Below are 13,768 nucleotides of genomic sequence, written 5' to 3' on the forward strand. Positions count from 1 at the left end.
ACCCTGTACGCAAGCAGGTCAGGAACGGGATGCTGTCGCCCGTCGCGTTCGAACGGCAGCAGGTTTTGAAGGCAGAAGGCGTCTAGAAAACTAGGGGCTACTCAGGGGTACGATCTGCAGGATGCGACGACGGAGGTCGTGACGTTCGTGCCTCATGACGCGATCGGTCCACAGGCCCATGGTCCATTGCGGTTCCGTGTCGTTGGGAGCAGCGGCGCCAGCCGCTGGGCACCCCTTGGCACCGCCGTTCGCCTGCCGAACTTACAGGGCGTCCCCTGTGCCCCTGCGGCCGGCCGCAGTGCACGCTGAAAGGGAATAGCTGTTCCTGCTTCAGGCCATCGCCGCCAACGACCGCTACGAAGGGGCGCAGACGATCCCGGACGGCTGCACCGCATCGACCCTCGATACCGCCTTGCCGGAATCCTCAGCTCAGGTCTTATTCCGGAGGCTGCGGGATGCGACCGACGCAACGGGCATCGTGGCCATTCCACAGGATAAGGAAAAGTAAGTCGAACGGTTTGCGACGCCCCCAATCGCGCCATTACCCCGACAGGAACCGATGATCTATCGCCACATCACCACTACCAGCAGGATCAGCCCGACCATTCCGAGATCGCCTCATGGCGTCGTATTTATTACGCCGGACTGCCGCAACAAAACCTCTACCGCCATGGCGAGTTGTCGATCCCGATCGGTCCCGGTTTCACCCAGCGGGCGATCGACGGCGATGTCGACGGGGCGCGGGGCCATCTCCATATCTCGACCGGCAGCGTCCTGAATGCGGGTGTGCGGAACGCGCAACACCGATCCGTCAAGCAGCGTGATCCCGCTGGTGTAGATGATCCAGCCCGCCGTCGGCTGTCCGACCACCTTGCCGAGTCCGAGTTTGCGATACCCCTCGGTGAAATCCTCAGCATCCGACAGCGAGGATTCGTCGATGACGAGGATCGTCGGCTTGCCCAGCGCACGCTGCCCGAGCGCCTGACGGCTCGGCACGGGGAACAGGCCGCGCGGCGTCATGGTCAGGTAATTGGGACGGCTGAATACGTCGAGCGCATAGCCGTTGACAAAGCCGCCGTCATTGTGGCGGATATCGACGACGACCCCCGCCTTCGCCTGATTTGCCGCGTCGAGATCGAGATAGAGCTGACTGAGGGATTCCTCCGACATGTCCGCGATATGGACATAGCCGAGCCGCCCGCCGGACCAGCGATCGACCAGCGCGCGGCGGCTCGCCACCCACTGTCGATAGAGCAGGCCTCCCGCGACCGCCGTGGAGACGGGACGCAACGTCACGTCGCGCCGGCCGGTCGGCCCCGAAACCGTGACGCGGATACGGTCGCCGACCTGATGCTCGAGCAGCGCGTCGAGATTGGTGTCCGCCACGATCGGGACGTCGTTGACCGCCAGCAGCCGGTCGCCGACCCTGATGCCCTGCTCCACGGCCGCCGGACCGAGCGTCACGATCTCGCGCACGATCAGGCCACGCCCGGCCTCATAGGCCGCGCGATCGAACCGCAGGCCGAGGTCGCCGACCCGATCGGTCGGCGTGGCACCGGGACCACGCCACGGCCGGTTGATACCCGAATGGGAGGCGTTCAACTCGCCGATCATCAGGTTGATGATCCGCCGCAGCTCGTCCGGCGTACGCGCCCCGGCGGCATAGGGGCGGAAACGAGCGCGCAACGCCTTCCAGTCGTGCCCGGTGAAGGCCGGGTCGAAGAAATGGCGGTCCAGCGCGTTCCACGCCTCATCGAACACGACCAGCTTCTCGACGTCGAAATCCACATCCATCTCGGCGGTGACGGCGACGGGCTTCGGCTTGGGCGTGTCGATCGGTGTCGACACGGGCGTGCCACCGTCTAGATAGACCAGCGCCTTGCCATCCGCCGACAGCGCGGCGTCCCCCTTGGACTTGCCGGTGGCGGTCAACTGGCGCGCGACGGGCGGCTCGGTGGCGAGTTCGTCGAGGTCATAGCTATAGAAATTTTCTTGACCACGTTCGGCGGCGCGGAACACCAGCGTCTTGCCGTCCGGGGTGATGAGCGGGGACCGCGCGTTGAGGCCCAGCGGCAACGTCGTCGCCCGATCGCGCAGCCCGTCCCAATCGATGCGCGTGACCGGCACGACCGGCGTCGCGGCGAGTGTCGGACGGGCGGTGGAGCGACGCGTCGGCAGCGGCGTCGACGGCGCCTCCGTCGCCGGTGCAGGGGCCGGTGGCGCGGCGGGAGCGCCGGGCGGAGTACTCGGCTGGAATAGGCCGTTGAACACATCCTCGCGATATTTCGGGACATGCGGCAGCAGGTCGACGCGCACGATCCGCGACTCCTCGGACCGCTGCGACGTATCGAACAGGATGTAGCGGCCATCGGGCGACCAGGCGATCGCCCCCATCAGCCCATTGGCGAGGAAGCTGACCGGACGCGCCTCGCCGCCGGCGACGGGCACGACATGAACGTTGACGAAGGAGCGCTGGTCGCGGACCGGCACGGCGATCATCCGGCCATCGGGCGACCAAACCGGGTGCGCGGCATCCTCGTCCACCGCCAGCGCGCCGGTGAAGAGCGTATGGTCGACGGGCGCCCCCGTCCCGACCGTGACGACGTGCAACTCGCGATCGTCGAGCACATAGGCAGCGGAGCGGCCGTCGGGGGCATAGACCGGCACCGAAACGACACCACGCAGCGTCAGCGATACCTCTTTCCCGCTCGCCACGTCGCGCTCGGCCAGCAGCTGGTCGTCGCCGCGTTCGGTGACGTAGAGCAGGCGGCGCGAATCCGGCGACCAGACGACGTCGCTTTCCGCACCCGGACTGGTGGTGATCCGCTGCGCGACGCCGCCGTCCTTCGCGGGCGCGGCGAACACCTCGCCATGCGCGATCAGCGCCAGCTTCAGGCCGTCGGACGAGAGAGCTAGCTCGGTGAAGTCACTCAGGCTGCGATGCTCCCGCCCCGCCGAGGTGGTGGCGCCGCGCAGCGTGATCGGCACCGGCGCCGCCACGCCCGTCGCCGGATCGAACCGCCAGATGCCCAGATCACGCTCGAACACCGCCTGCCCGTTCGGCGCGTACGAGGGATAGAGCAGGCGCCCGTCGGTGAAGCGCGTCAGGGCACGCGGCGCGGCGCCACCCGCGACGTCGATGCGCCACAGATTCTCGGTGCCGCCCCTGTCGCTCATGACGGTGAGCGAACGACCGTCCGCGCTCCAGCTGGGCCAGGCATATTTAGCCGAAGCTGTCGCCAGCCGGCGATAGGCGCTTCCCTCCGCCACCGGCTTCAGCCAGATTTCGGTTTCGTCGATATGCGAATGGCCGTTGCGCCACCATTGTGTGTTGCTGATCCCGCGCGCGACGAGGGCGATCGTGCCGCCATCGGGTGAAGGGCTGGCCTGGAATTCGGAAAGATAGCGTTCGCGGCTGACCTCCAGCGGGGTGCCGCCGGTCGCCGCGACACGGAAGATGTCGGGCTGGCGCGCGACGTCGTTCACCGCGGAGGCGAAATAGAGCCATTTGCCGTCGCGGCTCCACGCATCGAGTTCCTCGTTCGCATCGGCGTAGGTGATGCGGGTGACGTGCCCGGTATCGAGGTCGAGCACGTAGATGTTGGCGGTGCCGCCGCGCGTGGAGGTGAAGGCGAGCCGATGGCCATCGGGCGAATAGAGCGGCCGCCCCTCGGTCGCCGGATCGCTGACCAGTGGACGGGCGACGCCGCCGACAGAGGACACTTCCCAGATATCGCCGCCGGAGACGAAGGCGATCTGCCGCCCGTCGGCCGACAGCGAAGGCTCGCCCATCGCGATCCTCGCCGCCGGAGCCGCAGGACCTTGCGCGCAGATCCCGGAGGCGAGCGCCGTGGCGCCAAACAGCCCGAGGGTGCGCAGGATCGTCTTCATCGTCGGTGTCTCCGGGAACGGAAAAAGGCGGCCGGGGCGGCGCGTCGCCACCCCGGCGCTTGGCACGTTGGTTAGAATTTGTAAGTCAACGCCGCGGCGAAGCTGGTCCCCAGATTGGGGTAGATCGACGCGTCGTAGATGCCCGAATGGATCAGGAAGCCGCGCGCCGGCGGCTTCGTGTCGAACAGGTTCATCACATTGACCTGCAGCCCCATGCGATCGCTGATGTCATAACCGATCGACAGGTCGTGATAGGTCTTCACGCCGGTGAACGGCAGGTCGAAGCGGCCGGGCGTAATGCCCTTATAATAAGTGATCCACTGCGAACCGAGGTAGCGCGCCTGCCAGGTGATCGAGAAGCGTGGCAGGCTGTAGGTCGCCGAGCCCAGCATGCTCCAGTTGGGATTGCCCAGCACCCCGTCCTGTCGCGTGACCGAGGACGGATCGTTCGCATCGGTGAAATAGCGCAGCCGGCTGAGATAGGTGCCGGTCAGGTTGAGCGTGATCCGGCCGGGCAGCGACGCGGCGATCGCCGAGAGGTTCCACCCGTAGTTGACGTTGAAGTCGATCCCGTCGGTGAGCAGCCGACCGATGTTCAGGTTCACCGCACTGACACTGGTCACCGCCTTGGTCGTAGGATCGCGGGTGATCGCGGCGCAATTGGGGTTGCTGGCGACGGATACCGCCTGATCGACGCAATTGTTGAGGATGGTCTGCGCCGGCACGTTGCCGATGGCGTTGCGGATGTCGACGTTGAAATAGTCGACCGAGATCGACAAGCCAGGAATACGCGGCGGGGTCAGCGTCATGCCGACCGTCCACGTCATCGCCGTTTCGGGATCGAGCTTCGGGTTGCCACCAAAGCGGCCAAGGATCGTCTTGCCGTTGGTGGGCGCATTATAGTTGGCGGGCACGCCCAGCGCGGCGCAATTGGTCGCGCGGTTCGGCGACAGCGACACCTGCAACGCGTCGCAGGGATCGTCGCCGAAGAAATAGCCCGCATTCGCCGGCGAGAACAATTCGCCAATATTGGGCGCCCGCACCGACTTCGACCGCATTGCACGGAAGCGCATCCCCTCGAACGGCGTGTACGATCCGCCCGCATTCCACGACCATTGCGTGCCGTTGGTGTTATAGTCCGACACGCGGAACGCCCCCTGCGCCGATAGTTCGCGACCGAGGACGAAGTCATTGAGCAGCGGCACGCGCAGCTCGCCGAACACTTCCTTCGTCACCACGACGCCGCTGACCGGGCTTTCCTGCGGATAGAAGGAATTGCCCGCCTGCACCTGCGCCGAGGGGAAGGTGCGCGCAGTATCGCGGCGATATTCGATGCCGGCGGCGGTCTGCACCGGCCCGGCAGGCAGCGTGAACAGCGTACCGGTGATGCTGGCGCCCCCATTCACCAGCGTCGAGGTCTTGCGATAGCGATCGTTGAAGCTGCTGTAGGCGATCGCCTTCGGATCGGCGGTGGTCAGGCCGAGAAGGTTAAGCGGCAGACAGCCGTTGGCGCGCGCCGTCGCGCTGGCGCATTGCGGGCCGTTCGGCCCTTGCACGACGTCGACCGATTCGAGGAAACGGTCCTGCAACCGGCCATTGAGCAGGCCGATATTGTCAATGTTGCTTCCGTACGCGCCGAACACGTTATACGACCAGCCGCCGCCCAGATCGCCGTCGAAGCCGGTGGTGAATTGCATCAGGTCGCGCTGGCTGTCGCTGCCGCGTCGCCCGAAATCATTGTTGTTGCGCGACAGGTAAAGCCCGTTCTGCCCCGCCTGTGCCAGCGCCGTACGAAGCGCGGTAGAGACATAAGGGTTGTTGATCGAGATGAAGGGCGGATCGTACTGGACGGGATCCTCCGGCGGCTGCCAGAAGCCCAGAACCTTGGTCTTCGCATAGCGCCCCTCGAAGAAGAAATGCGCCGCCGGGCTGAATTCGTAATTGACCAGCAGGTTCGCCACATAGCGCGCCGTCGGCAGCGAGAGATTGTCGTACTTCTCGAAGAAGCCGCCATCACCGCCGATCGACCGGCCGCCACGATTGCCGACAGCCCCGAAATCGTAAGGACGGAAGCTGCTGCCGTCATTCGCGAAGGTGTAGGGCGTGTTGCCGATGTAGAAGGTGCCGGGATCGTTGATCCCGTTGAAGCGGATGTTCGGTGCGTGGATGAAGGCCGGCCCCTTCGGATCGGGATTGGAGATCGTGTTCAGGCCGTTGCTGGCGTAGCTGCGGTCGACTGCCTGTACGCCCTCCACCCGGTCGTAGAAGCCCGCGAACGTCACGTTACCGCGCCCGCCGTCGAAGCTCTTGCCTGCGGTCAACGTCCCACCATAGGATTCGCCGTCACCGCGCGAGGTGATGCCACCGCGAGCCCGCACTTCCAGCCCCTCGTAGTTCTTCTTCAGGATCAGGTTGACGACGCCGCTGACCGCATCCGCGCCATAGACCGCCGAGGCACCGCCCAGCGATACGTCGGCGCGTTCGATCAGCGTCGCGGGGATGGTGTTGAGATCGACCGAGGAGGTCAGCGGCTCGCCCGGCACCTGGCGGCGGCCGTTGACCAGCACGAGCGTGCGGTTGGTGCCGAGGCGGCGCAGGTTGACGAGGTTCAGCCCCTGGCTGGCGGCATTGCCCTGCGAATTGGCGTCATTGAAGCCGACGCCCATCGACGGCAGGTTGTTGAGCGCGCGGCCAATATTCTCCTGCCCGCTGATCGCGATCTGATCGGCGGTCAGCGTCGTGACCGGCGCGATCGTATCTTCGCGTGTCTGCTTCAGGCGCGATCCGGTGACGACAATGTCGGGATCGGCGGCGGGACCGTCCTGCGCGGCGGCGGGCGCGGCGGTTTGCGCGGCCGCGGGTTGCGCCAGCCAGCCGGCCGCGAGCGCGGCCGCCGCAGCGGAGCGCAGCAAGATTGTGCATGCGGACGAGCGCGTCCGCGACGTGATACCGGAAATCATGGCTTCCCCCTTTTTCAGAATGCCGACGATTTCCTCCTGCAGATCGGATGCGGGCCATGTCTGCGCTGCCCCGTCGAGCCGATCGTGATGCAAGGACGTCGCAGCCCCGCGATCCGGGAATGCGATGACGAAAAAAAGTCAGAAGGTGGCGGTGGCACCCAGCCGGACGATGCGACCAAGATTGGGATAGAGCGCGGCGGCGCCGATCCCCTGGCTGGTCTGATAGCCGCGACGCGGCGGTGCAGCGTCGAACACATTGGCGACATCGAGCCGCAGTGTCGCTGACGCCAACCGCAGCGCCGCGCCCAGATCGTGATAGCTGCGCAACCCCGTGGCCGGACGGTCGATGGGAATCGTCTCGTCCCCGGTGATGCGCGCGCTGCCGATCAGCCGCGCCTGCCAGTCGAGGGTCAGGCGCTGGCTGCTCCATCGCGCGCCAAGGCTTGCGCGCAGGCGCGGATTGGGGAGGATGCCGTCGAGCCGCACGGCGGCCCCCGAAGCGGCATCGGCGGTGACGGCCAGCCGGCCGACCCAGGTCGCGGTGGCCGACAGGTCGACCGCACCGCCCGCTATGGCCGGGGTCACGCGCCAGTCCGCGGCGAGATCAATCCCGGCGGTGTCGATACGACCGATGTTGGTATAGAGCGCGCGCAGCCCGACGATCTGCCCGGAGGCGGCGTCCCGGCTGATCGCACCGCACGCCGCGGTCCGGCGTGGAGCGTCGGCGGCATCGACGCAATCGTTCAGCGTCGCCTGCTCGATCGGAAAGCCGATCGCGCGATCAACCCGGATATGCCAGCCGTCCAGCGTCACCCGCGCACCGCCCCGCTCCCAGCTGACGCCCAGGGTGCTGGTATCGGCGAGTTCGGCACGCAGCGCCGGGTTGCCGTCATAGGTGACGGGCTTGGCGATGCCGTTCTGCCCGTCGAGCGCGGCGGACAGGCCAAGCGCGTCGCAGCGGGCCGCGCGCACCGCCACCGCGTCCCGCCGAGTCGCGTCGCACGGGTCGGTGACGAAAGCATAGCCCTGCGCCGGCCCGCTGTAGAGTTCGCCGATATTGGGCGCCCGCACCGCACGCGAGCGCATCGCACGGAACCGCAGTGCGGCAACCGGCGCATAGTCCAGCCCGGCATGCCACGCCCCGGCCCAGCCCACGGTGGAATAATGGGACAGGCGCCATGCAGCGGTGACGGTCAGCCGGTCCACGCCAGCGCGGTGCATCAACAGCGGTGCGCTGATCTCACCCAGCGCTTCCGCGACGCCATAGCGCCCGGCGTAGGAGGGCACCTGCGGCAGATAGGTACCGCCGCGCTGCTGGATCGCGCTGGAACGGCGGTCGCTGATCTCCCGGCGTGCTTCCCAGCCGATCGTCACCTCGACCGGGCCCGCCGGCAGCGTCCACGGGCACCCGGTCATCTGGCCACCGAGGATCACCTGCGTCAGCGTCTCGCCGGATTGCGGCGCGATCGCACTCCACGCCACCGCGGCGGGATCGACCGGGCCGCTGCCGACGATATCGAGCGGGACGCAGCCTGCCGCCCGCGCGGTGGCATCGCGGCAGCGGATCGCGCCGGTGACGGGGTCGCGGACCGCGTCGATCGACTGGCGCAGGCGATCCACGTCGGCCAAGCCGATCGTCGTGATCGCGTCATGGCTGCGCCCCCAGCCGGCGTCGAGCGTGTAGCGCCAGCGATCCCCGACCGGCCCGCCCGCCCCTGCCCGCGCGGTCGTAATCAGGCGATGATTGACCGAGCCGACCCGCCCGAAAGCGTCCAGCACCTTGGCGACGTCGATCTGCCCGATCCTCGCGGCCCGCATCGCGGCGACTGTCGCATCGGGCAGGAAGGGATTGGCGGCCGTCAGCGACAGCGCGGCGCGATCACTGGGGAAGATCATCGGCTGCCATAGTGATCGCGTGGTGGTGGCCACGATCCGCAGCGAAGCGGCAAGACGATGCGCTCCCGCGTTGCGCCGCAGCGACAGGTCGGCGGCCGTGCGCACCAGACCCAGTCGCAACTGGTCGTAGCGTTGCGGCGCCAACCCGTCGCCGCCGATCTGCCGCCCGTCGCGCGCGCCGATCGCCCCGGTGTCATAGGGGCGTGCCGTGCTGCCATTGGCGGCGAAGACCGAACGCGCGCCGCCGATCGTATAGCTGCCCGCCGCATCAGCCGGAAGGAAGTGGATGCCGGGCAACGTCACCAGCCCCTCGCCCGACGCCGCACGGATCACGTCCAGCCCGTCGCTGGCATAGCCGCGGGCGCCGGCATTCACCGCCGCGATGCTGTCATGATAGAGGCCGCCCGAAAGGTCCCAGCCCGATCCGGCGACGTCGCTCCGCCCCCAGCGCAGCGACACGCCGCGCGTCGGGGCGTCGCCATAGCTCGACAGCGCGCTGGTGGCGTTCAGATCGATGCCGTCGACCGGACCATGGCGCAAGATGATGTTGACCACCCCGGCGACCGCATCCGCGCCATAGACCGCCGAGCCGCCGCCGGTCGTCACCTCGATCCGCTCAACCATCTGTGGCGGGACCGTGTTAAGGTCGACCGCAGACAGGCCACGGCGCGCGCCCACCTGACGCTGCCCGTCGACAAGAACTAGCGTTCGGGCGACCCCCAGCCCGCGCAGGTCGATCAGGCTGAGCCCCGCCCCACCCGACGTCTGGTTCTGGCTGCTCTGCAGGCCGAGGCCCGGCTGGATCGCGCCGATCCGCAGCAGGGAGGTGGCGAGATCGGCTTGCGCGGCTCCGTCCAGCTCGGCACGGCCCATGGTGCGGACCGGCATGATGGCATTGTTCGACAGCGCACCCAGGCGCGTGCCCGTGACGACGATATCCTGTGGCCGCTCGTCTGGCGTGACGGACGGCGGCGCGGGAGCCGGCGCCACGCGCAGCAACGCGACGGTATGTGCGCCGAGGAAGCGGGCTTCGTAGCCGGTGCCCTCCAACAGCCGCCGCAGTGCCGCCTGCGCCGACAGGCGGCCACGCACCCGGTGGCTGCGCACGCTGCGCGTGTCGGCCGCCATCACCACTTGGATACCGGTGCGCGCCGACCAGAGCGCCAGCGCGCGATCGAGCGGCTGCGCCTCGATCGCGGCGTCGCGGACCTGCGCATGGGCCGCCGATCCGGTGGCGGGCGAGAGCGCTGCCAGCATCACGCCGGAAACCGCCCACCGCATCATCCTGCGCGAATCGGCTCCGGCGCGTGCCGGGGGATGCCGCCGCCGCGGATGGTCACCGCCCAGACGCGGCAGCAACGCGGGGCGCGATCTCTACGCCGTCGCGCCGATACCGCACCTTTACCGGAAACGCATAGGGCAGCGCGCTCACCCATTCGCCGATCGCATCGGTGCGCACCGTGCCGCTATAGGGCAAGTGTGCGATCGCGGGATCGGCAAGGCGCAGCGGCGTGGCGGCATAGCGGTTGATGTCCGCGACCACATCTGACAGCGGTGCCCGGTTATAGCGCAAGAGGCCCGTCTGCCACCCGGTCGCCATGCCGGGTTCGATCGCACCCACCGTGCCGTGTCCGGCTCGATCGAACCGCACCTGTTGCCCCGCGCCCAGCCGCATCGCCGCCGCGCCGGGCACCGTCGCCTCCACCACGCCCTCCGTGACACCGATGGTGGTGGCGTCGGCGTGGCGGGTGACGGCGAAGACGGTGCCGATGTCACGGATCTCGGTGGTGCCCGCCTCCACGACGAAGGGCCGCGAGGCATTATGCGCGACCGTGAACAGCGCCTGCCCCGATACCAGCCGCACCGTGCGCCGGTCGTCAGCGATACTGGCGGATATTCGGCTGTCGGCGCCGAGCAAGATGCGCGATCCGTCCTCGAGCCGGACCGATCGCGTCTGCCCAAGTGCGGTCGCATAGACCTGCGCGACCGGCGCGCGGGGCGGCGCGGTCGGTATCAGTACGATGGCGACACCCGCCGCAACAGCCGCCGCCGCGACGACGCCCACCCTCCGACGGATAGGGTCCGATCGACGCAGCCACCCCGCGCGTGCACGACGCGCCAAAGCGACATCGGGCAACGAGGGTACATCATCGCCCAGCGGGATCGCAGCGGGATCGATCGCGCCGACGACGTGCCAAGCATGGATCACACGGGCCAGCGCGGCGCGATGATCGTCGGACCGCGCCTCGAACGCCACCAGCGCAAGCATCGCGTCGAGCGGCGCGTCATCAGCATGGACGTGCCCGAGCAACGACAGCGCCTCCGCCTCGAGCGATATGGCCATGCCCTCCTCATCCTCGTTCGCATGGCTCATGACGCGGCCCTCGCTTCCATCGCGCGGTATAGACGTATCCACGCCCGGTTCCGGGAATCCCGGTCAATCATGCGCGCGATCCTCCGCCGCGAGCGCCGCCATGCAATGCCGCATTGCGCGCAGCACATATTTGCGGACCATGCTTTCGGTCACCGTCATCTCGGCCGCGATCTCCGTATAGGACCGTGCCTCGAACCGGTGCTGGATGAAGGCGTGGCGGCAGCGTTCGGGCAGATCGGCGAGCGCTGCGCGCACCCGCGCAACCTCCTGCCGCGACGCGATATGGCGGTCGGCGGCGGGATCGCCATCGGGCAGGTCAATCACGGTCACATCGACTCGCTCCCGCTCGCGCCGCCGCTGCCGCTCGCGCAAGCGGTCCGACGCCAGATTGCTGGCGGTACGGAAAAGATAACCGCGCAGATCGTCGATCGGATCGATCCCGGCACGGGAGAACAGACGCGCAAACGCCTCCTGCGCGACATCCTGCGCCTCTTCCACCACCCCCAGCTTCAGGGTCAACATCCGCACCAGCAACGCCCCGTCGTCACGGAAAATCGATTCCAGCGTCGCAATCACGTGTCGGGATTTGTCCGGTTTCGTCGCCAACCTGCCTACTCTTGCCTCGCGCGATACGACACCATGAGCCGCCAGCCTGTCAATCGGCCGTCATAAGATGTCGGTCACCAGCGTTACATTCGCTGGTCGAAATAGAGGACGCGGCGTTGGTCGGTGATCTTCGCAGCACCCTTCCCGCCTCTAATTTCCAGCATTCGTATATCTCGGCTGAGGGGTGGTCTTTGACGTCCTCCCTGTTTTTCATCCAAGCTGAGTGAGAGTTTTCCGGCCCTTTTGAAGCTCGCAGGCAAGAAGCTGGGACATGAAGAAGAGGATGCGCAGTGTTTGGGCAGACCTCGCTCGCCTGACCGCCATCCAGCCCGCCAATCTGATCGCGTTACTCCAGGGACAGTATCCGGAGTAGCGCGGCCACGTTCGACGTAAAAACGTTTTCAATCTGGGGCGTGGCGATCTGATACAAACCAATCCGGTCGGAATGAAAAATCGAGAGGCCCAGCCTTAGAATTAACTCGCCCGAAACGAAAATGTGAGAAAACGTTTTCCAATGGGGCGTAAAGAGAAATGCATATGAGAAGAGCTCGTTTCAAATTATGCGTCGCCTTCGGGGCGGCGATACTGCCCCTATCCCCCGGTTGGTCGCGCGCGGTTGCGTCGGCGCCGCTAATGATCGCGCATGATCCGTCTGCGGTCGTGTCAGATCCGGCAGCGCCGCAGGTATCGCAACAAGCGACGAAGACGGTGCCTGTGGTCCTGGGGCAGAAGAAGAAGGGCGTCGAGACTTATCAACCCCTGGCCGATGACGGCGTCACCCTGGCGCTGAGCTATACCGGCGAGGCGGCGGCCAATGCGACCGGCGGTTTTGCACAGAAGGCGGCCTATACCGGCCAGATCTATGTCGGCGCCGATCTCGACTTCGAGAAGATCGCCGGGATTTCGGGCGGCGGCTTGCATCTGGCGATCACCAATCGCCACGGCCAGAGCCTGTCGCAGATCGCGATCGGCAACAACACCTCGGTCCAGGAGGTGTGGGGCACCCAGAACACGCATCTCGCCATCCTGACCTGGGAGCAGAAGCTGCTGGGCGGCGCGCTCGATATCGAGGCGGGCAAGAGTCAGGCGAACATCCATTTCCTGAACTCGCCCTATTACTGTAATTTCCAGACGAACTCGGCCTGCGGCAATCCGACCTTCGTCTTCAAGAACAGCAACTTCACCTATTTCCCGGCGTCGAGCTGGATGGCCAGGGCCAAGGTGACGGTGGCCGACCACTGGTTCGCCCATGCGGGCATCTATGAGGTCAATCCCAACCGCAAGCGCGCCGACGACCATGGCTTCAGCCTGAGCTTCAAGGGCGGCACCGGCTTCATCGTGCCGTACGAGCTGGGCTATGCGTCGGACTATCAGACCGACCGGCTGCCGCGCCACTATATCCTGGGCGGCTGGGTCGACCGGGGCGACTATGCCGATCCGCTGCGCGACGACCGGGGCGGCGTCGCGATCCTGAGCGGGCGTCCGGCGGCGACGCTGAAGGGGCGCAGCGGCATCTATGCGCGGTTCGACCAGATGCTGACCCGGCCGGACATGAACTCGCATCGCGGGCTGGGCGTGTTCGGCGTTGCGATGACCAACCTGTCGGGGCGCGTCGAGGAGCGGCATTTCCTGGAGCTGGGACTGCTCCAGACCGGCACGTTCCCGGGCCGCGACCAGGATACGATCGGCTTCGTCATCAACCAGCAGAGCTTCTCCGACCTGGCGATGACGCGAATGCGCGCGGCGCGGGTGGCCGCTGGGGGCGATGCGAACATCCGCCGCAACCAGTATATGATGGAGCTGGCCTACGGCGCGCAGTTCGGCCCGGCCGTCCGCATCTCGCCCAACGTCCAGTATATCCTGCATCCCGACCAGACCGGACTGCCCTTCCGCCGGACCAACATCCCAAACGCCCTGGTCTTCGGCTTCAAGTTCACCGTCGACGCGCCGACGCTGATCGGCCTGGCGCGGCGCGATTGACCGATGCGGCGTGATTTCCGTCCTCGATTACTTGCAGCGACCTGACGCATCAAAGTCCTGA

At 66.9% G+C, this 13,768-nt stretch carries 6 protein-coding genes; 1 reads left to right on the plus strand and 5 read right to left on the minus strand.

Annotated features, from left to right (window positions below):
- Positions 1-618 precede the first annotated feature (618 nt).
- The 5 genes from ABIC44_RS09490 to ABIC44_RS09510 form a co-directional block, all read right to left on the minus strand.
- Positions 619-3,891, minus strand: a complete 3,273-nt coding sequence (locus ABIC44_RS09490; protein WP_354295092.1) for a S41 family peptidase — start codon at positions 3,889-3,891, stop codon at positions 619-621.
- A 71-nt stretch (positions 3,892-3,962) separates the two neighbouring features.
- Positions 3,963-6,803, minus strand: a complete 2,841-nt coding sequence (locus ABIC44_RS09495; RefSeq protein ID WP_354295093.1) for a TonB-dependent receptor domain-containing protein — start codon at positions 6,801-6,803, stop codon at positions 3,963-3,965.
- Positions 6,804-6,989: 186 nt separating this feature from the next.
- A complete protein-coding gene (locus ABIC44_RS09500; protein WP_354295183.1) occupies positions 6,990-10,004 on the minus strand; it encodes a TonB-dependent receptor in 3,015 nt (1,004 codons plus the stop codon).
- Positions 10,005-10,083: 79 nt separating this feature from the next.
- A complete protein-coding gene (locus tag ABIC44_RS09505; protein ID WP_354295094.1) occupies positions 10,084-11,121 on the minus strand; it encodes a FecR family protein in 1,038 nt (345 codons plus the stop codon).
- A gap of 63 nt (positions 11,122-11,184) precedes the next feature.
- Positions 11,185-11,697 (minus strand): RNA polymerase sigma factor, encoded by a 513-nt coding sequence (locus ABIC44_RS09510; protein WP_309694910.1) that lies wholly within the window; start codon positions 11,695-11,697, stop codon positions 11,185-11,187.
- 663 nt (positions 11,698-12,360) lie between these two features.
- Between ABIC44_RS09510 and ABIC44_RS09515 the strand changes: the two genes are divergently transcribed.
- Positions 12,361-13,707 (plus strand): carbohydrate porin, encoded by a 1,347-nt coding sequence (locus ABIC44_RS09515; protein ID WP_354295095.1) that lies wholly within the window; start codon positions 12,361-12,363, stop codon positions 13,705-13,707.
- Positions 13,708-13,768: the final 61 nt, after the last annotated feature.

Source organism: Sphingomonas sp. 1185 (genome assembly GCF_040544655.1).
Classification (GTDB): Bacteria; Pseudomonadota; Alphaproteobacteria; order Sphingomonadales; family Sphingomonadaceae; genus Sphingomonas.

Excerpts from the sequence above, each read along its gene's own strand:
- ABIC44_RS09490 (WP_354295092.1), bottom strand. The coding sequence starts at position 3,891 with ATGAAGACGATCCTGCGCACCCTCGGGCTGTTTGGCGCCACGGCGCTC.
- ABIC44_RS09505 (WP_354295094.1), bottom strand. The coding sequence starts at position 11,121 with ATGAGCCATGCGAACGAGGATGAGGAGGGCATGGCCATATCGCTCGAG.
- ABIC44_RS09500 (WP_354295183.1), bottom strand. The coding sequence starts at position 10,004 with ATGCTGGCAGCGCTCTCGCCCGCCACCGGATCGGCGGCCCATGCGCAG.
- ABIC44_RS09515 (WP_354295095.1), top strand. The coding sequence starts at position 12,361 with ATGATCGCGCATGATCCGTCTGCGGTCGTGTCAGATCCGGCAGCGCCG.